Annotated in this window: 28 protein-coding genes; 15 read left to right on the top strand and 13 right to left on the bottom strand. The window is 73.9% G+C overall.

What is annotated here, in order from left to right:
- Positions 1-37: 37 nt before the first annotated feature.
- Together AB0B83_RS09545 and AB0B83_RS09540 are read left to right on the top strand one after the other, a co-directional pair.
- On the top strand, positions 38-859 hold the full coding sequence (locus AB0B83_RS09545) for an HAD family hydrolase (RefSeq protein WP_357577770.1): 822 nt from the start codon (positions 38-40) through the stop codon (positions 857-859).
- On the top strand, positions 859-1671 hold the full coding sequence (locus tag AB0B83_RS09540) for an HAD family hydrolase (RefSeq protein WP_357577769.1): 813 nt from the start codon (positions 859-861) through the stop codon (positions 1669-1671). The genes AB0B83_RS09545 and AB0B83_RS09540 overlap by 1 nt, the downstream gene beginning before the upstream one ends.
- A gap of 33 nt (positions 1672-1704) precedes the next feature.
- Here the strand turns inward: AB0B83_RS09540 and AB0B83_RS09535 are convergent, their stop codons facing one another.
- Positions 1705-2313 (bottom strand): bacterial proteasome activator family protein, encoded by a 609-nt coding sequence (locus AB0B83_RS09535; protein ID WP_357577768.1) that lies wholly within the window; start codon positions 2311-2313, stop codon positions 1705-1707.
- Positions 2314-2395: 82 nt separating this feature from the next.
- Here AB0B83_RS09535 and AB0B83_RS09530 point away from each other — a divergent pair, with 82 nt between their 5' ends.
- Together AB0B83_RS09530 and AB0B83_RS09525 are read left to right on the top strand one after the other, a co-directional pair.
- Positions 2396-3193, top strand: a complete 798-nt coding sequence (locus AB0B83_RS09530; RefSeq protein ID WP_357577767.1) for a prolyl oligopeptidase family serine peptidase — start codon at positions 2396-2398, stop codon at positions 3191-3193.
- A 79-nt stretch (positions 3194-3272) separates the two neighbouring features.
- Positions 3273-4466, top strand: a complete 1194-nt coding sequence (locus AB0B83_RS09525; protein ID WP_357577766.1) for an ABC transporter substrate-binding protein — start codon at positions 3273-3275, stop codon at positions 4464-4466.
- A gap of 58 nt (positions 4467-4524) precedes the next feature.
- Here AB0B83_RS09525 and ddaH read toward each other — a convergent pair whose 3' ends face one another.
- Positions 4525-5358: a dimethylargininase gene (gene ddaH / locus AB0B83_RS09520; RefSeq protein WP_357577765.1), complete on the bottom strand. Its 834-nt coding sequence runs from the start codon at positions 5356-5358 to the stop codon at positions 4525-4527.
- 59 nt (positions 5359-5417) lie between these two features.
- Here ddaH and AB0B83_RS09515 point away from each other — a divergent pair, with 59 nt between their 5' ends.
- Together AB0B83_RS09515 and AB0B83_RS09510 are read left to right on the top strand one after the other, a co-directional pair.
- Positions 5418-5876, top strand: coding sequence for an Lrp/AsnC family transcriptional regulator (locus tag AB0B83_RS09515; protein ID WP_132240496.1), 459 nt, complete (start codon positions 5418-5420; stop codon positions 5874-5876).
- Between the two features lie 78 nt (positions 5877-5954).
- On the top strand, positions 5955-7838 hold the full coding sequence (locus AB0B83_RS09510) for a beta-propeller domain-containing protein (RefSeq protein ID WP_357577764.1): 1884 nt from the start codon (positions 5955-5957) through the stop codon (positions 7836-7838).
- Positions 7839-7944: 106 nt separating this feature from the next.
- On the opposite strand, the gene AB0B83_RS09505 is transcribed toward AB0B83_RS09510, so the two are convergent.
- The 3 genes from AB0B83_RS09505 to AB0B83_RS09495 form a co-directional block, all read right to left on the bottom strand.
- Positions 7945-9051, bottom strand: coding sequence for a hypothetical protein (locus AB0B83_RS09505; protein WP_357577763.1), 1107 nt, complete (start codon positions 9049-9051; stop codon positions 7945-7947).
- An 80-nt stretch (positions 9052-9131) separates the two neighbouring features.
- Positions 9132-9398, bottom strand: coding sequence for a DUF6457 domain-containing protein (locus AB0B83_RS09500; RefSeq protein ID WP_132240493.1), 267 nt, complete (start codon positions 9396-9398; stop codon positions 9132-9134).
- Positions 9395-10015 (bottom strand): NTP transferase domain-containing protein, encoded by a 621-nt coding sequence (locus AB0B83_RS09495; protein ID WP_357577762.1) that lies wholly within the window; start codon positions 10013-10015, stop codon positions 9395-9397. Before AB0B83_RS09495 ends, AB0B83_RS09500 begins: the two co-directional genes overlap by 4 nt.
- A gap of 50 nt (positions 10016-10065) precedes the next feature.
- On the opposite strand from AB0B83_RS09495, the gene fdhD reads away from it, so the two are divergent.
- Entirely contained in the window at positions 10066-10920 is an 855-nt protein-coding gene (gene fdhD / locus AB0B83_RS09490; RefSeq protein ID WP_357577761.1) for a formate dehydrogenase accessory sulfurtransferase FdhD, read from the top strand.
- 8 nt (positions 10921-10928) lie between these two features.
- On the opposite strand, the gene AB0B83_RS09485 is transcribed toward fdhD, so the two are convergent.
- The 3 genes from AB0B83_RS09485 to AB0B83_RS09475 form a co-directional block, all read right to left on the bottom strand.
- Positions 10929-11624 carry a GAP family protein gene (locus tag AB0B83_RS09485; RefSeq protein ID WP_357577760.1) on the bottom strand — a complete coding sequence of 232 codons (696 nt, stop codon included), beginning with the start codon at positions 11622-11624 and terminating at the stop codon, positions 10929-10931.
- A 141-nt stretch (positions 11625-11765) separates the two neighbouring features.
- Entirely contained in the window at positions 11766-12011 is a 246-nt protein-coding gene (locus tag AB0B83_RS09480) for a flavin reductase (RefSeq protein ID WP_357577759.1), read from the bottom strand.
- Complete coding sequence (locus AB0B83_RS09475) at positions 12008-12271, bottom strand: hypothetical protein (RefSeq protein ID WP_357577789.1); 264 nt, start codon at positions 12269-12271, stop codon at positions 12008-12010. The genes AB0B83_RS09480 and AB0B83_RS09475 overlap by 4 nt, the downstream gene beginning before the upstream one ends.
- A 263-nt stretch (positions 12272-12534) precedes the next feature.
- Here AB0B83_RS09475 and AB0B83_RS09470 point away from each other — a divergent pair, with 263 nt between their 5' ends.
- The 3 genes from AB0B83_RS09470 (at position 12535) to AB0B83_RS09460 (ending at position 14733) form a co-directional block, all read left to right on the top strand.
- Positions 12535-13278, top strand: coding sequence for a helix-turn-helix transcriptional regulator (locus tag AB0B83_RS09470; protein WP_357577758.1), 744 nt, complete (start codon positions 12535-12537; stop codon positions 13276-13278).
- Entirely contained in the window at positions 13266-13460 is a 195-nt protein-coding gene (locus AB0B83_RS09465; protein WP_357577757.1) for a DUF397 domain-containing protein, read from the top strand. Before AB0B83_RS09470 ends, AB0B83_RS09465 begins: the two co-directional genes overlap by 13 nt.
- A gap of 397 nt (positions 13461-13857) precedes the next feature.
- Entirely contained in the window at positions 13858-14733 is an 876-nt protein-coding gene (locus tag AB0B83_RS09460; protein ID WP_357577756.1) for an alpha/beta hydrolase, read from the top strand.
- Positions 14734-14850: 117 nt separating this feature from the next.
- Here AB0B83_RS09460 and AB0B83_RS09455 read toward each other — a convergent pair whose 3' ends face one another.
- Positions 14851-15447: a methyltransferase domain-containing protein gene (locus tag AB0B83_RS09455; RefSeq protein ID WP_357577755.1), complete on the bottom strand. Its 597-nt coding sequence runs from the start codon at positions 15445-15447 to the stop codon at positions 14851-14853.
- Between the two features lie 77 nt (positions 15448-15524).
- Between AB0B83_RS09455 and coaD the strand changes: the two genes are divergently transcribed.
- Both coaD and AB0B83_RS09445 read left to right on the top strand, forming a co-directional pair.
- Positions 15525-15947 carry a pantetheine-phosphate adenylyltransferase gene (coaD, locus tag AB0B83_RS09450; RefSeq protein WP_357577754.1) on the top strand — a complete coding sequence of 141 codons (423 nt, stop codon included), beginning with the start codon at positions 15525-15527 and terminating at the stop codon, positions 15945-15947.
- A 69-nt stretch (positions 15948-16016) separates the two neighbouring features.
- Positions 16017-17267 carry an MFS transporter gene (locus AB0B83_RS09445; RefSeq protein WP_357577753.1) on the top strand — a complete coding sequence of 417 codons (1251 nt, stop codon included), beginning with the start codon at positions 16017-16019 and terminating at the stop codon, positions 17265-17267.
- 69 nt (positions 17268-17336) lie between these two features.
- On the opposite strand, the gene AB0B83_RS09440 is transcribed toward AB0B83_RS09445, so the two are convergent.
- Positions 17337-17843, bottom strand: a complete 507-nt coding sequence (locus AB0B83_RS09440; protein ID WP_357577752.1) for a VOC family protein — start codon at positions 17841-17843, stop codon at positions 17337-17339.
- A 103-nt stretch (positions 17844-17946) separates the two neighbouring features.
- On the opposite strand from AB0B83_RS09440, the gene AB0B83_RS09435 reads away from it, so the two are divergent.
- Together AB0B83_RS09435 and AB0B83_RS09430 are read left to right on the top strand one after the other, a co-directional pair.
- On the top strand, positions 17947-18711 hold the full coding sequence (locus tag AB0B83_RS09435; protein ID WP_357577788.1) for a helix-turn-helix domain-containing protein: 765 nt from the start codon (positions 17947-17949) through the stop codon (positions 18709-18711).
- A 107-nt stretch (positions 18712-18818) separates the two neighbouring features.
- Positions 18819-19982, top strand: a complete 1164-nt coding sequence (locus tag AB0B83_RS09430) for a serine hydrolase domain-containing protein (protein ID WP_357577751.1) — start codon at positions 18819-18821, stop codon at positions 19980-19982.
- Positions 19983-19997: 15 nt separating this feature from the next.
- Here the strand turns inward: AB0B83_RS09430 and AB0B83_RS09425 are convergent, their stop codons facing one another.
- The 3 genes from AB0B83_RS09425 to AB0B83_RS09415 all read right to left on the bottom strand — a co-directional run bounded on the left by AB0B83_RS09425 (position 19998) and on the right by AB0B83_RS09415 (position 24486).
- The gene (locus AB0B83_RS09425) at positions 19998-21038 is read right to left on the bottom strand and encodes a DUF4192 domain-containing protein (RefSeq protein ID WP_357577750.1); all 1041 of its coding nucleotides are present in this window, start codon (positions 21036-21038) and stop codon (positions 19998-20000) included.
- Positions 21039-21136: 98 nt separating this feature from the next.
- Positions 21137-23827 (bottom strand): AAA family ATPase, encoded by a 2691-nt coding sequence (locus AB0B83_RS09420; RefSeq protein WP_357577749.1) that lies wholly within the window; start codon positions 23825-23827, stop codon positions 21137-21139.
- Positions 23828-23904: 77 nt separating this feature from the next.
- Entirely contained in the window at positions 23905-24486 is a 582-nt protein-coding gene (locus tag AB0B83_RS09415) for an NAD(P)H-dependent oxidoreductase (RefSeq protein ID WP_357577748.1), read from the bottom strand.
- Between the two features lie 167 nt (positions 24487-24653).
- On the opposite strand from AB0B83_RS09415, the gene AB0B83_RS09410 reads away from it, so the two are divergent.
- Positions 24654-26042, top strand: coding sequence for an MFS transporter (locus AB0B83_RS09410; protein ID WP_357577747.1), 1389 nt, complete (start codon positions 24654-24656; stop codon positions 26040-26042).
- Positions 26043-26093: the final 51 nt, after the last annotated feature.

The raw sequence follows: 26093 nt of genomic DNA, 5'->3' as shown, positions 1-26093 counted from the left end.
ACGGCTGGCTGCGACGGCGGCGGGCGAAGGAGGAACGATGACCCGCCCGGGCCTGCCCAAGCTGATCGCCACGGATCTCGACGGGACGCTCGTCCGCAGCGACGACACCGTCTCGGCGTACACCCACGCGGTGCTCGACCGGGTGCGGGCCGCCGGTATCCCGGTGGTCGGCGCCACCGGTCGCGGGCCCCGGCTGGCCGGAATGACCCGCAACGACATCCGGGCCGCGGACTTCCTGGTGATGGCCGGCGGCGGCCGGGTCGTCGACCAGAGCGACCCGGCCGGGCCGGTGGTGCTGCGCGACGAGCGCCTCTCCGCCGAGGTGCTGACCGCGCTGCTTGCCGACCTGGAGGCGGCCGTCGGGCCGCTGACCGTGATGGTCGAGGCGTCGGACGAGCACGGTGCCCCGCTCTGGGGCGACTACCACCCGAGCTGGCCCTACCAGCACGAGTTCGAGGCGCGCAGCCGCGCCGAGTGCCTCTCGTGCGACGTGATCAAGGCGTTCGTCCGGACCGCCGACCACCACGTCGACGAACTCCTCGCGGTCGCCCGGCGGATCGTCCCGCCGGAGGTCGCCACGCTCACCCAGGCGGGGCTGGGCTTCGTCGAGATCTGCCCGCCGGGGGTCGACAAGTCCACCGGGCTGACCGTGGTGGCGCAGCGCCTCGGCGTCGACCCGGCCGAGGTCCTGGTCTTCGGCGACATGCCCAACGACCTGCCGATGTTCGAGTGGGCCGGCTGGGCCCGGGTCGCGGTCTCCAACGCCCACCCGATGGTCCGCGCCGCCGCGGACGAGGTGACCCTGCGCAACGACGACGACGGGGTGGCGGTGTACCTCGATCGGCTACTGTCCCGCTGATGGGAGAGGCACCACGGCTGATCGCCACCGACATCGACGGCACCCTGCTCCGGGACGACCGCACGCTCAGCCCGCACACCGCCGACGTGCTGGCCCGGCTGTCCGCGCGGGGCACGCCGGTCGTGCTGGTCACCGGCCGCCCCATCCGGTGGCTCAAGATGGTGTACGAGCAGCTCGCCGAGCCGCTTCCGGCGATCTGCGCCAACGGCGCGGTGGTCTACGACCCGGTCGCGGACGAGGTGGTACGGGCCGACCCGCTCGCCCCGGAGCTGCTCGCCGAGGTGGCCCGGCGGCTGCGCGCCGAGGTGCCGGAGATCAGCTTCGCGGTGGAGATCGTCGACAGCCGGCAGATGCGGCACGAGGCGCACTACCCGCTGCGCTGGGACGCCGACCACGACGCGATCCGGGCGGTCGAGACCCCCGAGGAGCTGCTGGCGGCACCGGCGGTGAAGCTGTTGGCCCGGTCCGCCGAGCAGGATCCGGACGCGTTCGTCGCGCTGGTGGCCGCGGCCCTCGAAGGGCTGGCCGAGGCGACCCACTCGTCGTACTCGGGGCTGGTGGAGATCTCCGCCGCCGGCGTGACCAAGGCGGCCGGGCTGGCGTGGTACTGCGCGCGGCTCGGCATCGACGCCCGGGACGTGCTCGCCTTCGGCGACATGCCGAACGACGTGCCGATGCTGACCTGGGCCGGGCGGGGAGTGGCGGTGGCGAACGCGCACCGCGCCGTCCTGGAGATCGCCGACGAGGTCACGGCGGCGAACTCGGCGGACGGCGTGGCGGCGTACCTGGAGAAGGTCTTCGGGGTGGGGTGAGCGGCCGGCCGGCGTCCCCGGCCGGCCGCGCGGTCAGAGGTACTGGCCGGTGCTGTGCCCCTCGCCGCCCTGCGGCGGCTGGCCCATCCCCGGCATGCCCGGCAGCATGCCGACGCCGGGGCCGCTGGGCAGCGCCTGCCGGCCGGAACGCATCTGCTCCAGCTGCACCCGGGCGGCCATCTGCTGGGCGACCAGGGCCGCCTGGATGCCGTGGAACAGGCCCTCCAGCCAGCCGACGAGCTGGGCGTGCGCGATGCGCAGCTCGCCCTCGCTGGGCGCCTTCTCCTCGGTGAAGGGCAGCGAGATGCGTTCCAGCTCCTCGCGCAGCTCGGGGGCGAGCCCCTCCTTCAGCTCGACGATCGACCGCTGGTGGATCTCCCGCATCCGGTGCCGGCTGGCGTCGTCGAGCGGGGCGGCCTTGACCTCCTCGAGCAGCTGCTTGATCATGCTGCCGATCCGCATCACCTTGGCCGGCTGCTCGACCAGTCGGGTCGGGTCCTCGCCGTGTGCCTCGTCGGTCTGCACGGTGCCGACGGGCCGCCCGTCCGGGCCGACCACCACCACCGTTCCGGAGTGACCGGTGCCATCCTGGCCCGGCTCGTCGTTCTGTCCAGCGGAGTGCGCTTCGGTCATGGGACCCATCTTTACCCAGCGGCGAGCGCCCATGCGCCCGGGGACCGATCCCGACGGCGGATCCGCGCGTGATCCGCGCTACGGTCGCGCCATGCCCGCCGACCCCCGCGACGTGCTCAGCCGCCCCGCTCCGGCCCCGGACGTCACCGTCTCCTACGGCGACCACCCGGACCAGCTCGCCGACCTGCGCGTCCCCGCCGGGTCGGGCCCGGCCCGGCCGCTGGTCGTGGTGGTGCACGGCGGCTTCTGGCGGGCCGGGTACGACCGGCGGCACACCGACCCGCTGGCCGCCGCGCTGGCCGGGCTGGGCCACCCGGTGGCGCAGGTGGAGTACCGCCGGACGGGGCAGCCGGGTGGCGGCTGGCCCGCGACGCTGACCGACGTGCTGACCGGCGTGACGGAGCTGCCCCGGCTCGCGGCCGAGGCGCTGCCCGGCCGGGTCGCCGCCGGGCCGCCGCTGCTGGTGGGCCACTCGGCGGGGGGACACCTCGCGCTGTACGTGGCGGCGACCGCCCCGGACGCCGTCGGCGGCGTGCTGGCGCTGGCCCCGGTGTCGAACCTCGCGGAGGCGTACCGGCTGGATCTGGACGAGGGGGCGGTGGCCGCGCTGCTGGGCGGCGGCCCGGCGGACCACCCCGAGCGGTACGCCGCGGCGGATCCACGTTCATTGGTGCCCATTCCGACACGCACAGTAGTCGCGCACGGCTCACTCGATGAGCAGGTTCCGGTCGGGATGAGTCGGGAGTTCGTCGCCGCCAGCCGGGCGGCGGGCGGCGACGTTCACCTCGTTGAGCTGCCGGAATGCGAGCATTTCGGGCTCATCGATCCGGAGTCCGCCGCGTGGCCACAGATCACGGCTGCTTTCCGATCGCTGCGGAAAGATCGCTAAGCATTGACGCAGCGTCGCTGACCGGGTAGAACGCCGAGGGGGCGTGATCCGCCCTGCAACGCTCCCCGGAAGGAACTCGGTGTCGCAGATGAACCGCAGGCGGGCCCTCCAACTGCTGGCCGCTCTCGGTACGGCCGGACTGGTCGCCGGGTGCGGCACCGACGACGCCGACGGCGAGGCGGGCACGGGAAGCCCGATCAAGATCGGCCTCGTGGCGCCGACCAGCGGCGGCCTCAAGGCGATCGGCGACGAGATCACCAACGGCTTCCAGCTCTTCCTCGAGCTCAACGACAAGCTGCTGGGCGGGCACCCCACCACCCTGCTCACCGCCGACGAGGGCGAGAGCGTCAAGACCGGCAAGGCCGCCGTCGAGGGGCTGCTGAAGCAGGGCGTGCTCGCCCTCACCGGCGTGGTCGACGCGAACGTCATGTCCGGCATCCGGGACACCGTCGAACAGGCCCGGGTGCCCCTGATCGGTTCCAACGCCTCGCCGTCCAGCCTCCAGAGCGTCGTCTACATCTGGCGGACGTCGTACGTGCTCGACGAGGCCGGCCGGGCGCTGGGCCGCTACCTGCGCGAACAGCTGGAGTCGTCGGCGCGGCTGGCGATCATCGCGCCGGACAGCGTCGGCAGCCAGGACGTGGTGCGGGGCTTCCGGCAGGAGTTCGGCGAGTCCGACCCCCGGATCAAGGACGCGGTGGTCTCGACGGAGGTCTTCACCAACCCGTCGAAGTCCGCGTACCGGGCCGACATCCGCAAGGCGCTGGGCCGGAACCCGACGGCGGTGTTCTGCTTCTTCGCCGGGCCGGCCGCCGTCGAGTTCATCAAGCAGCTGCGCATCGAGGGGTTCACCGGCAAGGTCTACGCCCCCGGCTTCCTCACCGAGGGCGCCGTGCTGAGCAGCGTCAAGGCCGAGGACGCCCTGGGCATCCAGACGGCGCTCAACTACTCGTCCGACCTGAACAACACGGCCAACCGCCGGTTCGCCTCGGCGTACCGCAAGAAGCACGGCACCTCGCCGACCACCTACGCGATGGCCTCGTACGACGCCGCGCAGGTGCTCGACCAGGCGATCCGGATCGCCGGCGGGTCGCCCACCCCGCAGCAGGTCAACCTGGCCCTCGGCAAGATCGGCCAGATCGACAGCCCGCGCGGGGTGTGGCAGTTCAACCAGCCCCGTACGCCGCAGCAGAGGTGGTACCTGCGCGAGGTCCAGCTCGACGGCCAGGTGCTGTCCAACGTCCTCGTGACCGAGCTGGCCACGCTCGGCTGAACCACCACCCCGCCCCACCCCCACGCGTCCGGTGGAGGTGGGGCGGCGGAGCGGCAGGTCAGTGGCGGAGTTCGGCGATGCAGCACTTCACGCTGCCGCCGCCCTTCTTCAGCTCGGCCAGCTCGACCGGGACCGGGTGGTAGCCGGCCGCCTTCAGCTTCCCGGCCAGGCGGGTCGCCTCGCTGTTCAGCACGACGTTGAGCCCGTCGCTGACCAGGTTGAGGCCGAAGGCCAGGGCGTCCTCGGCGTCGGCGACCACCGCGTCGGGGAAGAGCTGCGTGAGCACCCGCTGGCTGGCGGCCGAGAAGGCGCCCGGGTAGTAGACGACGTTCTCGTCGTCGATCGAGGCGAGCGCGACGTCCAGGTGGTAGAAGCGCGGGTCGACCAGGCGCAGCGACACCACGGGCCGACCGAGCGCCTCCTGCGCCTCGGCGTGCGCCGGCAGCTCGGTGCGGAAGCCGTGCCCGGCGAGGATCAGCCCGCCGTGCGCCTCCGGCAGGTACGCGAAGTCGCCCTCGCCCTCGTTGGTCTCGATCGGCGCGATGAACCGCCAGCCCTGCGCCTCGTAGAACGCCCGGTGCGCGGCGGCCTCGGCGGCCCGCTGCTCGTGCTTGAACTGCGCGCCGTAGACCGTGCCGTCGACCACGAACGCCCCGTTGGCCGCGTAGACCATGTCGGGCAGGCCCTGCTCGGGGGTCAGCAGGTGCACCTCGTGGCCGAGACCGACCAGGGTCTCCCGCAGCCGGTCCCACTGCTTGACCGCAAGCTGCGAGTCGACCGGGGTGGTCACGTCCATCCACGGATTGATCGCGTACTCGACCGCGAAGTGCTCGGGCGAGCACATGAGATATGTCCGCTTTCGCGCGACTCGCTGCTGGTTCACGATGACCAAGGGTAGGTACCCTCGAACTTTGGTAACAGCCACAACCGTTGCTTCCCAGAGGCGGAACGTTGCAGATAGATGACGTGGACCAGCGGATCATTGCGTTGCTCGTCGCGGACGCCCGCGCCTCGTACGCCGACATCGGTCAGCGGGTGTCGCTCTCCGCTCCGGCGGTCAAACGGCGGGTGGACCGGCTGCGGGCGGCCGGCGTGATCCGGGGCTTCACCGCCGTCGTCGACCCCGCCGCCGTCGGCTGGACCACCGAGGCGTTCGTCGAGCTGTTCTGCGCCGGTCGGACCACCCCGGCCCAGATCGGGGTCGCCACCCGCCGGCACCCCGAGGTGGTCGGCGCGTACACCGTCTCGGGCGAGGCCGACGCCCTCGTACACCTGCGGGCCGCCGACATCGGGCACCTGGAGGCGGCGCTGGAACGGCTGCGGGCCGAGTCCTTCGTGACCTCGACCCGGAGCACCATCGTGCTCTCCCGGCTCGTGGACTCCCCCGGCGTCGGCCCCTCGCCCCGCTGACCCGGACGCGGCGGAACGCGGCGCGGAAGGTCGGCGGAGGGCCGGAACCACCCGCCGGCCGGGCGCGTCGAACCGGCCATGACACGGGGAGCCCACATCTTCGCGGTCGGCACGCTGGCCGCGCTCACCCTGCTCGGCGGCAGCGCGATCCCGGCGGCGCCGCCCGATCCACCGGGCCCAAGGCAGCCGACGGCCGCGCCCGTGCTGGTCTCCTACGACTCCTGCGCCCAGGCGCTGGGCGGGCTCCGCGCCGCCGCCGACGCGTCCGTCGGCCCGTGGGGCTTCGGCAACGGCTGGCGCACCGGGGCCGCCTTCGGCGACGTGGCCAAGGACGCGTCCGGTTCCCGGGCGTCGGCCCAGTCCGCCCAGCCCGCCCAGGAGCACTCCACGACCAACGTGCACGAGGCCGGCGCGGACGAACCCGACCTGGTCAAGACCGACGGGCGGCGGATCGTGACCGTCACCCGGGGCGTGCTGCGGGTGGTGGACCCGGCCGCCCGCCGGGAGACCGGCCGCCTCGACCTCACACGGACGCTGCCGGAGCTGGCGTGGGGTGAGCAGGCGACCCTGCTGTTGCACGGCGACCGGGCGCTGGTGCTGACCCAGATCGGCGCGGAACTCCAGTCGACGACCCGCGCCGCGCGGGCCCGCACCGCGCCGCGCCTGATCCTCGTCGACCTCGCGGGCACGCCGCGGGTGCTCGGCACCTACCGGATGGACGGCAACCTCGTCGACGCCCGGCAGACCGGGAACACCGCCCGGGTCGTGGTCCGCAGCCGCCCCCAGCTGGTCTTCCCGTACGCCGAACGGGGCACCGACGCGACGCGGACCGCCGCCAACCGCGCGGTCATCGCCGCCGCCGGCGTGGAGGCGTGGCTGCCGGCGTACGAGTGGACGGCCGGAACGGAACGGCACACCGGCCGCGTCGGCTGCGACCGGTTGAGCCGGCCGCCCGCCTGGTCCGGCACGTCGATGCTGACCGTGCTCAGCTTCGACCTCGCCGGCGACCGCCTCGGCGACGGCGACCCGGTCAGCGTCGCCGCCGACGCCACCACCGTCTACGGCACCGGGAGCAGCCTCTACCTCGCCGGGGAACGGCCGGTGCCGCCCCGGCCCGGCTCGTTCCGTGGGGACGTCCGGCGGCCCGACCCGCAGGTCACCGAGATCCACCGGTTCGACACCGGCGCGCCAGGGCGTCCCCGCTACGTGGCCTCCGGTTCGGTGCCCGGGTCGCTCGTCAACCAGTACGCCCTCTCGGAGTGGCAGGGGCACCTGCGGGTGGCCACCACCACGGGCGACGCCTGGGGCACCCGGCCGGACTCGGAGTCCGCCGTCCACGTGCTGCGTCCCGACGGGCACACGCTGGTCCGGACGGGCGCGGTCACCGGCCTCGGCCCCGGCGAGCGGATCTACTCCGTGCGCTTCCTCGGCGGCTCCGCGTACGTGGTCACGTTCCGGCTCACCGATCCGCTCTACGCCGTCGACCTGACCGACCCGACCGCGCCCCGGGTCACCGGGGAGCTGAAGATCACCGGGTACTCGGCGTACCTGCACCCGCTGCCGGAGGGCCGGCTGCTCGGGGTGGGCCAGGAGGCCGACCGGCGGGGACGGGCGCAGGGGCTCCAGGTCTCGCTGTTCGACGTACGCGACCCGGCCCGGCCGAGCCGGCTCGACCAGTGGCACGTGCCGAAGGCGTACTCCGCGCTGGAACACGACACGCACGCCTTCCTGCACCACCCGGAGACGGGCCTGGTCGCGCTGCCGGTCGGCGACGACGTACGCCTGCTGCGGGTGTCCGGGACCGACATCGGCGAGGTCGGCACGGTCTCCCACACCGGCCCGGCGGGCCCGGTCCTGCGGTCGCTGCTGGTCGGGGACGTGCTCTGGACCGTCTCCGCCGCCGGCCTGCGGGCCACCGATCCGACCACCGCCCGGAGCCTCGACTGGCTCCCCGTGACCTGATCCTCCCTCCCCGGCGGGTGGGGCCCGGTTTCTCGGGGTTTCCGGGCTCCACCCGCCACCACCGCTCCGGGCTCCACCCCGCCGTCCACCGGTGGTGGGGCGTGGATCAGAGGTACATGCCGGTGCGGTGTTCCTCCTGATCAAGCTTGACCGGCTTGTCGCCCTCGCCGAAGAACCGCTTCCCGCCGAACTCGCCGTGCAGGCGGTCGTCCAGCTCGTCCGCGAGACCGGTCATCACCTGGACCGCGAGCATGAGGTGGGTGGCCTGGAAGTTACGGCCGAAGACGGGGATGGACGCCCACACGGTGTCGTCGGCGCAGTAGAGCCGGCCGATGGGCATCCGGTTGGTCAGCTCGGAGAGCTTCACGTAGAGCCGCTCGGTCGGCTCGACCTCGGTCAGCACCGGGGAGAAGACGTCCACCAGCGGCGGGTTGTCGCGGACCCGGACGAAGACCATCGCCGAACCGGCGCGGATGTTGATGTCGCCGTCGGAGTCGACCTGCAACCGGTCCGGCTCCGACTTGAGCATGGTCGAGACGACGGTGCGGACCTGCTCGGCGAGCGCGGCCGCGTCGTGCTCGGGCGCCTGGGTCGCGGCGGCCGCCGCGAGCGCCTCGTCCAGGTCGGCCTCCACGTTGCGGTCGGGGCCGAACTCGCTGCGCGCGGTGCCCAGCGGCTCCACCGGTAGCGCTTCGCCCTCGGCGTCGTGGATGAGGTAGACGAGGAAGGCGGGGTGCGGGGCGCCGTAGACGTCGCGCAGCGTCCGGGTGAGCAGGGCGGCCAGCCGGGTGGCCTCGGCGGTGCCGCTGTCCAGCCCGAAGTGCTCGCCGGAGCCCGGCACCACGCCGGGCGGCGACCAGCCGAGCGCGATCATGTCCGCCACGGCGGCCCGGTCCAGCCGGTAGCCGTCCGGCAGGGTGGCGTTGCCGACCGCGCGGGCGGCCAGCCGGCCCTCCTCGCCGACGTCGATGCTGACCGAGTAGACCGCGTCGCCGGTGCCGGAGGCGGTCGGGTCGAGCGTCAGCTCCACGTGCGTGCCAGTGGGCAGCGCCGCCAACCGCTCGGCGAGTGCCCGGGCGAACTCGTGCCAGGCCTGGGTGACCTTGGCCCGCAGGTCGGCCGTGCTGGGCTCGTCGAGCAGGATCGGCTCGTGGTGCGCCGGCAGGGTGCCGGGCGAGTCGCCGCCCGGCGCCGAGGGGTGGTCTGCCGTCATGATCGCCTCCGTCCGTCACGGTCACCCTACCCACGCAACGGGGGAGACGAATCAGCCCGACCGTGATCGGACAACGGAGGTCAGGCGGGTGTCCCGCCCGGGCGTTCGGCGCCGAGACCGACCGGCCAGGCGGCGGCCAGCGCGCTGAGCCGGGCCGCCGCGCCGGCCGGGTCCGCGCCCCGCCCGACCGCCAGCCCCAGCAGGTACGCGGTGACGGGCGCGCCCGGCCGCAGCACCTGGTGCGCCACGTCCTTGGCCAGGTCGAGCACGGCCGGCACCGGCACCTGGGCGGGATCCAGGTCCAGCTCGGCACAGGCCGCCGTCACCCAGTCGTCCATGACCGTCATCGCGCCCACTCCTCCGCCCGGCGTACGTCCTCGTCAGTGTCGCAGTCGAACCAGGGCGGCGGGCCGGCACCGGCCCACGGCACCTCGCGCACCCGCAGCCCGGCGAGCAGCGCCCTGATCGGTGCCCCCGCCAGCGGCGCGGCGGACCCGTCGCGCTGCCCGCTGGCGCGCTCGGCGGCGAGGCGGTCCAGGGCGGCGCGCAACGGGGCCACCCGCCACACGCCGCAGAGGGTCTGCCGCCGCCCGTCGCCGTCGACGTAGCAGACGCCGTCGTGACCGGCGTCGAGGTGGCCGAGCAACTCCCCGACCGCCGCGCGGGTGAGCAGGGGCAGGTCGGCGGCGAGCAGGGCGACCACCGGCGTACCGGGGTCGAGCAGGGCCAGCCCGGCCGCCGCGGCGGCGACGGGGCCGCTGCCCGGCGGCTCCTCCCGGGTCACCCGCACCCCGGCGGGCACCGGTCCGGCCGGCCCGACCAGGATGCGCGGCGCGGCATCGGCGACCGCGGCGAGCACCCGGTCCCGCATGGGCCGCCCGCCGACCGTCCGGGCGGGCTTGTCGACGCCCCCCATCCGGCGCGCGGCCCCGCCCGCCAGCACCACCGCCGCGTACGCGTCCATCCGGTCACGGTAGCCGCGCGACGGATCGGGCGGGGGTGCAGGATGGCGGGATGGGACGGGCGACTGACCGGCGCGGCGTGCTCCGCATCGACCTCGACGCGGCGGCGACGGGCCGCGCCTCGGTACGCCGGCAGGACAGCCTCGCCGTGGAGGAGCCGCTGGAGATCCGGGTCGGTGCGGCCGGTCCCGGCCGGCGACGGCCGCTCGCGGTGACCATGCGCACGCCGGGCGACGACCTCGACCTGGCGATCGGCTTCCTGCTGACCGAGGGGCTGATCCGCTCCGCCGACGACGTGCGCACCGCGCAGCTCTGCGCCGGCGCGGAGACACCCAACACGTACAACGTGGTGGACGTGGTGCTGGCGCCCGGCGTGCCCGAACCCGCCGTCGATCCGGCCCGGAACTTCTACACCACCAGCTCCTGCGGGGTGTGCGGCAAGGCGAGCATCGACGCCGTGCGTACCCGATCGGTCTTCGCGGTGGGCGACGACCCGCTGACCGTGCCGGCGGCGGTCCTGACCGCGCTGCCGGACCGGCTGCGCGCGGCGCAGCGCGGCTTCGACCGCACGGGCGGCCTGCACGCGGCGGGCCTGTTCACCGCCGACGGCGACCTGGTGGTGCTGCGCGAGGACGTGGGCCGGCACAACGCCGTCGACAAGGTGGTCGGCTGGGCGGTCCGCGAGCGGCGGCTGCCGCTGGCCGGGCACGTCCTGCTGGTCTCCGGGCGGGCGAGCTTCGAGCTGACCCAGAAGGCGTGGATGGCGGGGGTGCCGCTGCTCGCGGCGGTCTCCGCGCCGAGCACCCTGGCGGTGGAACTGGCCGAGGAGGCCGGGCTGACGCTGGTCGGCTTCCTGCGCGGCGAGGCGATGAACGTCTACACCCGCCCCGACCGGATCACCACCTGATCCGCCCGCTAGCCGAAGAGCCCCAGCCGGAACGCGGCGTCGCGGGCCACCAGGAAGCCGGCGATGCCGAGGATCCAGCCGAGCATGCTGCCCGAGGTTCGCATGATCCAGGCGTTGAGCCGGGCCAGCACCGGCTCGATCAGCCTCGGCAGCGCCATCCGGGCCGCCAGCAGCAGCACCGCCGGCAGGACCATGACCAGGCAGTAGCCGGCAAGCAGCCCCACCATCTCGGCCGCGCCGAGCCCCGAGGTGGTCAGCAGGCCGACCGCGCCGAGGTACGGCAGCATCGTCGCCACCTCCGCGAGCGCGGCGAGCAGCGCCAGCCCCACCAGCCACCGCGCGGAGGAGTCGCCGGCGGTGGCCCGGTCCCGCCAGCGCAGCACCCCGCCACTGCGCGGACGCCGCTTGCTGTCGTAGCGGAAGCTGAGCAGGAACAGCCCGACCCCGAGGACGAGCTGCGCCCAGAGCACCGGCCGGTTGTCCATCGCGCCGCCGAGGACGTCGGCCAGCCGGCTGCCGCCGAGGGCGAGCAGCAGCCCGACGCCGAAGTAGAAGACGACGATCGTGCCGAGGTAGACGAGGATCCGGCGGGCGTTGACCTGCCCGGGAGCGAGCAGCAGCCAGACGGGGATGAAGAGCGTGCCGATGCTCGTGCTGTCGACCAGGGCCAGGCCGGCGAGCGACAGCAGCAGTCCGACGCTCATGCGGTGCTTGCGATGGGTTGGGGCACGGACCCATTCTGTGCCGGCGTCGAACCCACCGACTCGCCTTACGGAACGAACATCCCCTACATCTTTCGACGGAGAACGCCACACCGTCGCTCCCGGTGGCGCCTTCGGCGGCGGTCAGCGCGGGCGGGCCCAGGCGGTGAAGCGGGCGGTCAGACCGGCCGGCGTCGTGGCGTGGTCCAGCGCGGCCAGTTCCTCGCCCGCCTCGGCCTGAAGGGTCGCCAGGTGCATCAGCAGGGCCGGTCGGTCCGTCCGGTACTCGGCGAGCAGCCGCAGCTTCGCCGCCGAGCACGGCCAGCCGATCCCGCAGGCCGCACAGCGCCAGGTAGGCCGGGTGGGCAGATGGGCGCGGCGCCGGTTCATGCCGGGACCCGCCGGCGGGCCGTCGCCAGCGAGGCCGAAGCTGCGGTACGCCAGCGGACCCCCTCGCACCACACGTAGAGCGAGCGCCGGTCCACGGCGTCGCCGCGTGCGTCCAGCTGGTAGACGTCGATCCAGCACCAACCGTGGTACGTGTGCCAGTCGGTCAGGACCCGGATCACGCGCACCACGATCGGGCGGACGAACTGCGGGCTCGCGGACCGGGTCAGGTGCAGGACGTCACCCGACCTGATCTGCCGCAGCACGGGCTTCGGGTCCGGCTTCGGGTCCGGCTTTGGCGGCGGCTGGCGCTCCGGCAAGGTCTTTCCCCTCGTCCATCGGTGGAGGAGGGGGCCGCCACGGACGCTCGCCCGGCGGCGACCCCCTCGCGGCACGACCGGCGGGCCTCGGGATGCCTCCACCGGCTCGCGCCGTCTACAAAGCACCCTGCCGAGGGTTGCCAGCCGATCACACCGCGTAGCAGTCTGTACCGGGGATATTCAGGACGTTCAGGCGAGGAGCGGGAATGAACCGGGCGGTTCAGATAGCGATGGCGAAGGCCGGCGAGACTGCGGAGAGCCTCGCAGCTCAGATCGGCGTCGACCCGAAAACGGCGGCACGCTGGGTGAGCCAGGGACGAATCCCGCAGACCCGACACCGTGCCCGGGTCGCCGAGATCCTCAACAAGGACATAGAAGAGCTCTGGCCGGACGCACTGAAGCGAAGAGAGCCAGCGTGGTTCAGACCGTGGACCGAGATCGAGCGTGAGGCGTCCGGGCTGCGGTGGTTCGAGTCAGCCGTTCTCCCGGGCCTCCTACAGACCGAGGACTACGCCAGGGCGGTCCTCACCAGCGGGCCGCTGATGGCTGACGCGGAAGCCTATGTCGACGCCCGGCTACGCCGGCAGGCCGCCGTGCTCGACCGTCCGCGTCCTCCTCTCCTGGTCTTCGTGATCGACGAGGCTGCGCTCCGGCGGGGAGAGCCCGAGGTCATGCACTCGCAGCTCGATCACCTGATCGAGCTTGCCCGACGTCCGAACGTCATGATCCACGTTCTTCCTCTCCGTGCCGGGCTCCACCCCGGCCAGGCCGGGCCGTTCATCATCGCCAGCACGCCCGACGGCGAGGTCGGCTACCTCGATGACCAAGCCACCGGCCGTCTCACGAATGACGTTGCTCCGCTCTGGGCGGTCTGGGATACCGTGAGATCGGTCGCGCTTCCGCGAGACCAGACCATCGACCTGTTGAGAGCGCGATCATGGATGACCTGACCAGCGCGCAGTGGCGCAAGAGCACCCGCAGCAGCTCGAACGGCGGCGCCTGCGTCGAGGTCGCCGACAATCTTTCCGGCGTCGTCGCCGTCCGTGACTCGAAGGACCCGGCCGGCCCGGCGCTCACCTTCGCACCGGCGGCGTGGCGCGCGTTCGTCGCCGAACTGGCCGAGCGGGCCTGACGACCGAAGCGCACGTCGGGCCCGGCGCGGGCGAGCAGGATCGCGGACACCCAGCCAAACCCGAGCGCCGCGCGGGAGACGTCTCGTGACCGCCAGCAGTCGAGCTGGTGCCTCGTCACGCAGCCTCGACCGGGTGATTCGCGCCTCGTGCGGCGGTGGCGGAGCCCGCCCGCGGGCGAACAGGTCGCGCGACGCTGTCGAGCTGAGTCGTCTGTGACATCAGGCGATGCCTGGTTCGCTGCGACACCGGATGGCGGTGAATCGTCTGCGACATCAGCTCGACAGTCCCACGCGAGCCGCAAGGGCCGCCCGATCCCGGCGGTGGACCGCATCGGCGCGCCGCCAGCTCCTCCACCGGGCGAGACGGAGACGCCCGGTCGGTGCTTGACTGCCCGGCATGGAGCTGAGCGTCGGCGAGCAGCAACTCCCCGCCACCCTGACCCTGCCGGCCGGGCCGGCCCGGGGCGCCCTCGCCGTACTGCACGGCTCCCACGCCGACAACCGGTCGTACTTCCTCTATGAGCACCTGGCCCGGCTGCTGCCGCCTGCCGGCATCGCGGTGCTGCGCTACGACCGGCGCCCCCGGATCGACGGACGCGACGTGCCGATGAACGCCCAGGCCGACGATGCGGCGGCGGCCCTGGACGTGCTGCGCCGGCAGGTCGGTGACGTCCCGGTCGGACTGTGGGGGTTCAGCCAGGGGGCCTGGGCGGCGGCGCTGACCGCCAGCCGCCACCCGGTCGACCTCCTCGTGCTCGTCGGGTGCAGCGGGGTCAGCCCCGCCCGGCAGATGCGGTACGGCACCGCCGAGCAACTGCGCCGCCACGGGTACGGCGACGCCGACCTCGCCGAGCTGGGCCGGCTGCGTGGGGTCGCAGAGGCGTACCTTCGCGGCGGGCTGTCCCGGGCGGTCGCCCAGGCGGAGCTGGACGCCGCCGTCGAGCGGCCCTGGTTCCCGCTGGCGTTCCTGCCGCGCGAGGTGCCGGAGCCCGGCGCCTGGGCCGACATGGACTTCGATCCGGAACCGGTGTTCGCGGCGCTGACCTGCCCGGTGCTGCTCTGCTACGGCGACACCGACGCCTGGATCCCGATCGAGGAGAGCCTGACGGTGTGGCGCCGGGCGGCCGTTGCGGCAGACCTGACCATCGCCCGGCTGGCCGGCTGCGACCACGCACCCACCCTGCACGAGGCCGAGAACCTGGCCGGCATCAGCCCGCAGTACGCACAGATCCTGCTCTCCTGGCTGGACCGGCGGCTCCCCACAGTTCGATGACGTGGCGGCCTGGCACGCGTTCGTCGCCGAGTTGGCCGAGCGGGCCTGACCGTCCGGGGCGCGCTCCGATGCCCGGCGGCCGTGGAGATGGAAGGCTTGGCTGGGCGACGTGTGGCTTCAGTCGGGCGTACCGAACTGGAGCCAGACGCGGACCCGCTCGGTGACCTCGTCGCGTCCGCCGAGGGCGTCGCGCACCTCTGCGGCAAACGTGGCTCGGCCCTGCGTGGACGGCAGCCGGTCGGTCGACAGGGCGGAGAAGACGCCGCCCACCATGTCATCGACGGTGAGCGGCGCGTCGTACCGCACCGACGACTCCGCGTACCGGTAGCTGGCGCGAACGAGGGCGTCCCGGTCCATGAAGTGGATGGCGACGGCGGCGGTCAGCGCGCCGATCGTCCGTCCGTCGAGTAGCCGACCCAGCGCGGGCAGGTCGTTGTCGGTACCGAGCATCCACACGGTGTTGACCGTCGCGGCGTCGAGGGCGGCCTGGCGGGCCAGAACCAGCATGTCCGGCTCCGGGTCCACGCCGATGACGGTCCCGACCCGGGCGGCGAGCGGGAGGCTCAACTGGGCGGTGCCGCAGCCGAGGTCGACCACCGTGTCCTCGGCGCTGAGGCCGAACGCTCCGACGAGGGCGTCGAGCGCCTCGGGCGGGTAACCACGCCGGTGCCTCGCGTAGTACGTCGCCACCTCACCGCTGAAACTCGCCTTCATCTCGACAGCCTGCCCGCGGCGCAGTTCGGAAAGCGAGCGATTCTGCTCAGGGCATGGCCGGCGCCTACAGTCGGGCCATGAGCACCGGCAGAGGCGTGCGGGCGGTCTACCCCGGCAGCTTCGATCCCTTCACTCCCGGGCATCTGAACGTGGTGGACCGGGCACGCCGCCTCTTCGACGAAGTGGTCGTGCTCGTCGCCGTCAACAGCCTCAAGAATCCGGGCACCGACGAAGAGGAGCGAGCGGCCGCTGTCCGGGCCGTTCTGCCGGTCGGGTGGACCTCCGTCAGCGTTGCGGCCTGGAGCGGGTTGACCTCCGCCTACTGCCGTCGCCACGAGGTAGGAGTGATCGTCCGCGGCTTGCGGAACACCACCGACATGCAGAGCGAGTACCGGCTCGCCGCGATGAACGAGTCGCTCGGTGTCCCCACGGTGTTCCTGCCTGCGCAGCCCGAACTGACCGCGGTGTCCTCGACCGCGGTACGCACGCTGGGAAAGTGACCTTCGTCCACGCAACCGCAGACGGCTGGGTGTCACGCGAGCGGTTCCCACCGAGGAGGAAGGAGAGCGGTGATCTTCATCAGGAACCGGCGTTTCGGCCTGCTCTGGAGCAGCACGCTACTGTCCAACTTGGGCAACTGGCTGATGATCGTCGCGGTGCCGGTCTACGTCTACACGATGACCGGGTCGACGTTCAGCAGTGGTCTCGCCTTCGTCGCGCAGACCCTGCCCGCGATCGCCTTCGCGCCCCTGGCCGGGGTGCTGGTCGACCGGTGGGACCGGCGAGCGGTCATGGTCGGAGCGGATTTGCTGCGCATGGTCATCGTGCTGGCACTGCTCGTGGTCGACGATCCGGGCATGCTGTGGCTGCTCTACACGGCGATGTTCTTCGAGAGCGCGATCGGCCACTTCTTCCAGCCGGCGGCCCGGGCGGCGGTGCCCGCAGTCGTCGGTCGGGGCGGTGACCTGGACGCGGCGAACGCCTGGAACACGGTTGCGAGCGGCATCGTCCGCCTCGCCGGCGCACCCCTGGGCGGCGCGCTCTACGCCCTCTTGGGTTTCGACGGTCTGGTGCTGATCGACTCCGCGACGTATCTGCTCTCCGCCGTGCTGATCTTCGGAATGGGCCCACTGCGGGTGGCCGACAATGGGCGCCAGCCGGAAAAGTCCTCCTGGCTGGCCGCCTTCTGGGGGCAGGTCCAGGAGGGCCTGGCCTTCCTGCTCAGGCACTCCGTCCTCCGCGCGACGCTCCTCGTCTCCAGCCTCTTCCTGTTGGCCAACGCCGCTCTGAACGTACTTCTGGTGCCGTATGTCATCGATGTCCTCGGCGGCGACGCCAGCGACGTGGGCATCCTGATGGCGGCACTTGGCGTCGGCTTCCTGGCCAGCGCATACGTTGGCAACGTGCTGTCCCGCAGCGGGCTTCTCCGGCTGTCGTTCACCGGTTGCCTGGCGGTGATCACCCTCTGCTTCGCCGGGCTCTTCCTCATCCACCACTTCGTCGCCGCATTGGTCTTCATCGCCCTGGCCGGTCTGCCCGGTGGCGCGCTGCTGATGCTGGTCCAGGTCCAGGTTCAACGTCAGACCCCGGACCGCCAGCTCGGTCGGGTCGGATCCGCTTTCACGGCTGCCGAGATGGCCGCAACCGTCGTCGGCGCGTCGGCGGGCAGTGTCGCCGGACAACACCTGCCCCTCACCACCACGGTCTGGCTCGTGATCGGCGTGTTGGCAACCAGCGCGGTGCTCGCCGCCGTGCTGCTACCCACCCGGCCCACGCCGGCGGCGGAGCCGGAGGCAGCGGAACCGGTGATGGCGGACTGACTTCGTGGTGGCCGAGCCGCCACGCACAGCACCGGTTCTGCCGCCGCAGCCCGAATACCGTGCCCCGTGTCAGCTCGCCTGGTTCTGCTGCTCGGCCCATTCGGCGACCCGTCGCGCGCTCTCCTCCTCGGAGAGATCCTCCACCCGGGTCATGACCGACCACCGTACGCCGAAGGGGTCCCTGATGCTGGCGAACCGGTCGCCGGACACGAACGTGGACGGCGCCTCACGGACGACGGCGCCGGCCGCCTCGGCCCGGGCGACGACGGCGTCCACGTCGGGGCAGTAGAGGCCCATCGAGTAGCAGTCCTGGTCCCCTTCGGGGGCCGCGACGAGGCCGTAGTCGGGCATCGGCTCGCCGAGTTGCAGCAGCCCGTGGCCGAAGTCGAGGACGGCGTGGGCCACGACCCCGCCCATCTCGGTCACGTCGACCACGCGGGCACCGAAGATGTCCCGATAGAAGTCGATGGCGCCGCGCGCGTCGGGGATCGCCAGGAAGGGGGTCAGGCTGGTGGCGCCGTGCGGCGTACCGTTCGTGGTGTGCGCACCGTCGGCGGCTCGGGTCGTTGCAGTCATGTGACCGATCGTAGGAACGGCGGGCGTGGGCCGGCTTGAAGATTCGCGCCAGGTGCCCGCCCCGGGTGCGGCGAGCCCACGGGGTGTCCTCTATCCGGCGCGGCTGCCCACGTTCGACCGGCTCCCGCCGCCGGACGCGGTGCGGCAGCTGGTGCGGTGGTTCTGGATCCCGGAGTGGCAGATCCAGCCGGGGCGGTCCTCCCGGCAGCACCTGATCGCCTTCCCCGCCTGCAACCTCGTCGTCGAACCGGACGCGGTCGGCATCTCCGGGCCGACGACCGGCAGTTCGCACCGTGACCTCACCGGAACGGGCTGGGCCGTCGGCGCCCTGCTGCGGCCGGCGGCCGTGCCCCATCTCGTCGCGGACCCGGCGGCCCTGCGGGACCGCTACGAGGCCGTGGACCTGCCCGTCCTGCACGAGCGGGTGCAGCGCGAGATGACCGGGCCGGGCGACCGGCAGAGCCGGCACCGCCGGGCCGTCGACGCCTTCGCGGGGTGGCTCAGCGACGCGATCCCACCGCCGAACGACGAGGCGCTGCTGGCCAACGCGATGGCCGAGGCCATCGACACGGATCCGGCGATCCGGACGGTCGAGGATGCCGCCGTACGCGTGCGCCTGTCCACCCGCTCGTTGCAGCGGCTCGCGGGACGGTACGTCGGGCTGCCGCCGTCGACGATGATCCGCAGGCGTCGGCTACAGGAGGCGGCCGAGCGCCTGCGTACCGACCCGGACACGACCCTGGCCGCTGTCGCCGCCGACCTTGGCTACAGCGACCACGCCCACCTCGCCAACGAGTTCCGGTCGGTCCTCGGCCTCTCCCTGAGCAGTTACCGGCAGCGGGTCACGCGCGAGGACGGCGGGGTGTGACAGGACGGATGACCGGGTTCTCCCCGGTCGTCCGATCCGGGTGCGCCAGGGGAATCTCCCCGATGCCCGGCCGACATCGGGAGACGAGGCTCGATGTCATGAAAATCATGAACAGCCGGACCGCCCTCGTGGCGACGGCGCTCGCCACCGTGTTGACCGTCGTGGCCCCCGGCGCGGTCAACGCCGCGCCCCCGGCCCGCTCCGCCGCCGACTGCCGCCCCGGCACCCTCGACCCCGGCCCACTCCGGCAGGCGATCGCCGGATTACCCAACTCCGACGCCACAAGCGCCCAGGTCCGGATCACCACCCCGGACGGCTGCTGGACCGGCGCCACCGGCGTCCGTGACCTGCGCAGTGAGGCCCCCGTGCCGCCGCACGCACGCTTCCGGATCGGCAGCGTCACCAAGGTCTTCACCGCCGCGCTGGTGCTGCAACTGGTCGCCGAGGGCCGCATCGACCTGGCCGACCCGGTGCAGCGGCACCTGCCCGGGCTGCTGCCCGCCGACTACCCGACCGTCACCGTCCGCCAGCTGCTCGACCACACCAACGGCATCCCCAGCCCGACCATGCCGGACGGCATCGAGTGGCAGCTCGCCCAACGGTACGACCGGTGGACCCCGGAGCAGATCGTGCGACTCGGCCTGCGCAACCCCCGGGAGTTCGAGCCCGGGACGAAGCAGCACTACACCAACATGGGCTACATCGTCGCCGGCCTGCTGGTGGAGAAGGTCACCGGCCACCCGTACGCGCGGGAACTGGACCGGCGGATCGCCCGCCCGCTCGGCCTGCGGGACACGTACGCCCCCGGCGACGACCCGCGCATCCTCGGTCCGCACGCGCACGGGTACCAGGCTGTCGTGCGCGACGGGGCCACCGAGCTGGTCGACGTCACGACGTGGAGCCAGACCTTCACCCCGGCCGCTGGCAACGTCATCTCCAGCCTCGCCGACCTGGACACGTTCGTCGCCGCGCTCTTCGCCGGCCGGGTCGTGCCGCCGGCCCAGTTGGCCGAGATGTTCACCCTGCCCGGGGTCCCCGACGTCGCCGGTGGTCCGGCCCGGTACAGCGCCGGGCTCACCGCGTTCCCGCTGCCCGGAGGTGAATTCCTGTGGATCAAGACGGGTTCCCGGTTCGGCTACCTGACCGGCGTGGCGGCCACCCGCGACGGCCGGTTCCGGACGCAGTACTCGATCACCGGGACCGACGCCAAGGGTGAGGAGCTCAGCCGTACCGCTCAGGCTGTCATCGGCGCCGCGCTCGGGATGCTCTGACGGGGGTCAGCGGGGTCAGCGGGGGCCGCGTCGGCGGCGCCGGCGCCGTAGCACTCCGGGGTTTCCCACCGCCGGCCAGCCGTCCAGCTCGGACGGCGGCACGCCCCGGCGCAGCAGGTCGTCGAGGAGCAGCGCCATCGAGTGACCGGGGTGCTCGGCCAGGGCCCGTTCCAGGGCCACGGCCGCCAGCGCGCCCTGCCCCGCCCGCCAGGCGGCAAACGCCAGCAGCGCGGCCGGCACGGCGATCAGTTCCGGCTCGGCCCGGCGCAGCACGTCGGTCCAGAGTGCGATGTCCTCGTCGCGCCCGTCGGTGCGCTCCCAGGCATGGTCGCGGACGGGCACGTGGGTCAGCAGCACGCTCAGCCAGGCGACCTCGTCGTCGGTGAGCCGCTGACCCCGCCGGTGCCGGCGCAGCGTGGTGCGTACCGCCGCCGCCCCCGCGGACCGCACCGTCCGCTCGCCGCGCAGGTCGGTCGCGGGCGCCCGGTCGAGCAGGTCCGCGAGGCGTCGCTCGGCGCGGGCGGTGGCCCGGCGTACCGCCGTACGGGCCTGACCGGTCACCGGGGCGACCTGCGCGACCAGGGCGGCCCGGTCGGGCAGGGCGACCTGGCCGGCGAAGACGGCTGCCGCGCTGACCTCGCTGGCGCCGACGTCGTAGGGGGTGCCGTCGGGCGGGCAGCACGCCGGCTCGGTGCAGAGGTACGACCAGTAGCGGCCCTCGGTGACGCGCAGGGCGTCGAGCACGGGGAGCCCGGCGGCGGTGAGCGCGGCGCGCACGGCGTCGACCGCCGGGGTGACCAGCGGCGCCGGGCCGTAGCCGAGGACCGTGGCGGTCTCGGCGTGCTGCCGGGCGATGACGCCGGCGAGGTGCCCGGCGGGGTCGCGCGGGTCGGCGAGGTCGGGCAGGTCCGCGCGGGCGGCGAAGGTGATCCGGCGGTCCCGCATCGCCACCACGACGACGCTGTCGGTCGGGTGGAAGCCGAGCAGGTAGGGCACGGCGGCGATGAGGTCGGCGGGGGAACGGACGGCGAGCCGGGGGCGGTCGGTCGGGGTCATGGCTGGCAGCCTGCGACGGGTGCGTCGCGGTCGCCGGCCCCTGTGGACGACACGCGCGTTATCCACAGTCACGGAACGTATCGTCGCAGCTCAGGGGCTTACGTCCCGACGCGGGTCGAGTGATCGGGCCGGGTCGCCACCAGGGATGCCAGCTCGCTGCGGGAGCCGACGCCCAGCTTGGGATACGCCTTGTAGAGGTGGTAGCCGACCGTCCGGGGGCTCAGGAAGAGCTGCGCGCCGATCTCCCGGTTGCTCAGCCCGCGCGCCGCCAACTGCACCACCTGGTGTTCCTGCGGGGTCAACCGCTGCACGGCGCCCGGGTCGGCGGCCCGCACGCTCTCCCCGGCGGCGCGCAGCTCGCCACGCGCTCGCGCGCTCCAGGGGTGGGCCTGGAGCCGGTCGAAGATCTCCAGCGCCGAGTGCAGCACGATCCGGGCCTCGCTGATCCGGCGTGCCCGGCGCAGCCACTCGCCGTACAGCAGCTCCGTGCGGGCCCGCTCGAACGGGGTGCCGCCCTCCTGGTGCAGCGCCACCGCCCGGGCGTACCGGCCATCGGCGTTGCCGTCCAGCAGCGCCTGGCAGCGCAGCGCGACCGCCCGCGTCCACGGCTGCCGGACGCGCCCGGCCCATTCGGCGTACTGCCGGGCGGCGGCCAGCCCGTCTTCCCGCCGGTCCACCCGGATCGCGGCCTCCACCAGGTCGGGAAGGCTGGCCATCGCGCCGCCCCGGTGCCGCGCGCCCAGCATGCCGGAGAGTCGGCCGAAGGCTGCCTCGTACCGGCCGAGGCCCAGGTCGAGCAGGCTCAGCGCGCCGGCGGCGTGGACGTTGCCCGGCGTCACGCCCCGCGCGATCGGTGCCGCCGCAAGCTCGACGCACCGCTGTTCCTCACCCCGGATGGCGGCCAGGCCGGCGAGCACGGTGGTCAGGTAGACCGCGTGCCGGCGCTGCCCGGTGTCGGCGGCGATCCGCAGCCCCTCCGTCGCGTTGGCCTCCGCGTCGTCGTGCCGGCCCCGCATGAGCTGGGCGCGGGCGAGCAGCGGCAGCACCGAGGCCAGCAGGCCGGCGGCACCCTGCTGACGGGCCACGGCGGCCAGCCGCGACGCGACGTCGTCCGCGCTGTCAAGGTCGGCCAGCATGAGGTGCCACCACCCGATGTCGAGCAGTTCGAGGTGCCGGTCGCACCTGGTCGTCTCCTCGACCAGCACCCGCAGCGGTGCGATGGCGGCGTCGGTGAGGGCGTTCTGCGCGGCGAACGCACGCGACAGCGCGGTGACCAGGTGGGCGCTGGGCACGCCGAGTTCCTCGGCCCGGGCGGCGGTGCGGTCCAGCGCGTCGAAGTCGCCCGCGTGGGCGGCCGCCCGGCCGGCGCGGAAGAGCAGGTGACCGGCCAGGCTCAGGTCGAGGGCGGCCACCGCCACGGCGGCGTCGGAGAGCAGGCGGTGGGCCTCCCTGGGGCGGTCCCGCGAGTCCAGCACGGTGGCGCGGACCAAGGCGATGTCGGCCAGTTGCACGGGATCGGTGACGTGGTCGGCGGCCTGGTCGGCCAGCGTCGCGGCCCGGTCCAGCTGGCCGGTGTCGGCCGCCGCCTCCGCCGCGACGGTCAGCCGCCGCCCGCGCCGGGCCCGGTCCGCGGTGAGCCCGGCGGCCCGTTCGTACATCGCCGAGACCACGGCACTTCCCCGGGCCGACCCGCTCCGCGCGGCGGTCTCCAGGGCGGCCGCCGCCTCCTCGTCCGGCCCGGTCGCCATCGCCGACCGGTGCCAGGCGTACGAGCAGACGTCGCCCCGGGCCGCGTGGACCGCCGCGAGCGCCTCGTGCGCCGCCATCCGGCTGCCGGCCTCCACGGTGTCCCGCAGTGCCGAGAACACCAGCGGGTGACGGAACACCAGCCGGCCGTCCACCAGCCGCACGAGCTGTGCCTGCTCGGCGGGGGCCAGGTCGTCCCGGGTGCAGCCGAGGCGCTCGGCGGCCGGGAACACCACGGAGGCGTCGGCGGAGGACGCGTCGGCGACGACGCCGAGCAGCCGCCGGGTCGCCTCGGGCAGCCGCCGCACCCGCTCGGCGAAGACCTCGTGGAGTCGCTGGTAGCGCGAGGACGGCAGCCGGCGCGGCATGCCGTCGACCGGCAACTCCAGCAGGGCGAGCGGATTGCCCTGCGCCTCGGTGAGCAGATCGGGCCGGAGGTGGCCGGGTACCGGCTCCGACCGCTGCGCCAGCACCTCGGCGGCGGCCGACTCGCCCAACGGCCCGACCGGCAGCTCCGGCAGACCGGCCGGGTCGAACGGGGACACCTCGTCGGTGCGGACCGCGACGATCACCGCGACCGGCTCGGCGTCGAGCCGTCGGACGGCGAAGAGCAGCGCCTGCGCCGAGGCCGGGTCGAGCCAGTGCGCGTCGTCGACCAGGCAGAGCAGCGGGCGTTCCTCGGCCAGCTCGGCCAGCAGGGTCAGCACGGCCAGCCCGACCAGGTAGCGGTCGACGTCGCCGCCGGCCTCCTGACCGAGCGCCACCCGCAACGCCCGGACCTGCGGGGCGGGCAGGGCGTCGATCCGGTCGATCTCGCGGCCCAGGAGCAGGTGCAGCCCGGCGAACGGGAAGCCCGCCTCCGACTCGATGCCGTCGGTGCGCAGCACCCGCATGTCGTCGGCGCGGGCAGCGGCGTCGCCGAGCAGCGCCGACTTGCCGATGCCGGCCTCACCCCGCAGGACGAGCACACCACTGCGTCCGGCCCGCGCCTGCCGGAGCAGGGCGTCGATCCGGGCGGTCTCCTCGCTTCGGCCGTGCAGCACGGGGGTCAACGCTACGCGGGCACCGGGCCCGTCGACACGTACCGCGCGCTGTTCGGCAGCGCTCTCCCGCGCGGACCTCAGGCCGCGTACGGGACGCGCTGGCGGGCCTCCCGCAGTGCCCGCCCCCACCAGCCGAGCTGGTCCAGGACGGTCTTGGCGGCGTTGTCGCAGCCCTGTGGTTCCACCGGCGCCCCCGCCTCGTCGAACCTGTCCCAGCAGCCGTGGAAGCTGACGGTGTCCCGCACCGTCGTCGCGTGCACCTCGGCGAACACCGGGCGCAGGTGCTCCACCGCGCGCAGCCCGCCGGAGACCCCGCCGTAGGAGACGAAACCGACCGGCTTGGCGCGCCACTCGTCGCGGTACCAGTCGATCGCGGTCTTGATCGAGGCCGGGTAGCTGTGGTTGTACTCGGGTGTCACCACCACGAAGGCGTCGGCGGCGGCCAGCCGTGGCGCGAGCGCGTCCACCGCCGCCGGCTGCGGGGCGCCGAACGCGGTGAGGGTCGGCGGCAGGTCGACCTCGGCCAGGTCGACCACGTCGATCTCGAAGCCGTCGTGCCGACGCGCCCGGTCGACGAACCAGTCGGCCACGACCGGACCGAACCGGCCCTCGCGGGTGCTGCCGACGATGACGGCGAGCCGCAGCTTCTGCATGGTCATGGTGCTCTCCCAGTGCGTTCGGGGGGGGTGTGCCGACCACGCTAGGCAGCCGGCGGGGCCCCGCCATCTGTCAACTGACCGGTCGACCGGGCCGGTCCCGCGCCGGTGGCCGGTACGGTCGTTCGACAGATGCCCGACGAGGGTTCGCGTCCCTACCGTCGGTGCCCATGACCACCGCACCCGCACCGCAGTCGTCGGCTCCGGCCGTCCGCACCCGCTGGGCCCCGGTCGTGGCGGTCGCCCTCGCCATGCTCGTGGCGACCTCCGAGATGAGCATGGCCGGCGTCGTACTGCCCTCGATCGGCGCCGACCTGGGCGCCGACCCGGCCGCCACGACCTGGGTGCTGCTCGCGTACGCGCTGCCGATGGCCGCTATCGCCATCCCGGCCGGCCGCTGGGCCGACCGGGCGGATCCCCGGCTGATCCTCGCCGTGTCCATGACCGGTGTCGGGGTCACCAGCGTGCTCGCCGCCCTCGCCCCGGCGCTGTGGGTGCTGCTGGCCGTACGGCTGCTCCAGGGCGTCGCGGGCGGGCTCACCCTGGCGGTCTACCTGCCGGTTGTCGCCGCGACCGTGCGGGCGGACCAGCGGGCCCGCGCGATCGGCGCGGTGGTGACGATCATGACCGTCGGCGGGATGGCCGGCACCTCTTTCGGCGGGCTGGTCGCCGGCGCCGTCGGTTGGCGTGCGGTGTTCCTGCTGAAGCTGCCCCTCGTCGCGGTCGCGCTCCTGCTGGGCCTGCGGGCGTTGCCCAGCGACGGCCGGGGGCTGCCCGCCCCGGGGCTGCCGCTGCTGCGCGAGGCGGTGCTGCTGGGCGGCACGGTCGCCGCGGTGCTCGTCGCCGTCGACGAGATCGCGGCCCGGCCGGTGCTGGCCGCCGGGCTCGGCGCGCTGGCCGTGGGGCTCGGCCTGACCTGGGCGCGGTTGCCCGCCTCACGGCCGGTCGTCGCGCTGGTCCGCGCCCGCCGTTTCGGGTTCACCACCCTCGGGCTGTTCCTGGTGTGCTTCAACGTCGCGGTGACTGTCTTCCTGCTGCCGTACTTCGTCGCCGACGTGCTGCACGAGGGCCCCGAGGTCGCCGGGATGCTGCTGCTGGTCCAGATCGGCGCCATGACGGTCACCTCGCCCGTCGCCGGCTGGCTCGCCGACCGGGTCGGCGCGCTCCCGACGGCGGCGACGGGCGCCGGGCTGACCGCCGGGGCCACGCTGCTGCCGGTCACCCTCTCCGCCGACGCCGGGCTGGTGCACCTCGGCTGGCAGGTCGCGCTGATCGGCGTCGGATTCGGCCTGTTCAACACCCCGGTCATCGCGGCGGTCATGGCGACGGCGCCGACCGGCTCGACCGGTGCCGCCGGCGGCGTCGGCGGCACCGTCCGGATGATCGCGACGACGCTCGCGCCGGCGGTCGCCGCGCTGTGCTGGACCGTCGCCGGGGGCGGGCTGGCCGGATTCCGTACCGCCCTGGTGGTGCTCACGGTGATCCAGGCCGCCGGCGGGCTGGCGCTGCTGGCCGCCCGGCGGCGCACCGCCCCCGGGCCCGCCCGCGCCGACGACTGAGGTCGCGCGGGGTGCGGGGGGCCCGCCCCGCGGGCGCGGCCGGGGCCCCCG

The organism is Micromonospora sp. NPDC049060 (genome assembly GCF_040649055.1).
GTDB classification, from domain to species: domain Bacteria; phylum Actinomycetota; class Actinomycetes; order Mycobacteriales; family Micromonosporaceae; genus Micromonospora; species Micromonospora reichwaldensis.
The sequence above is the reverse complement of the archived record's forward strand: the minus strand, read 5'-3'. Positions and strand labels throughout refer to the sequence as shown.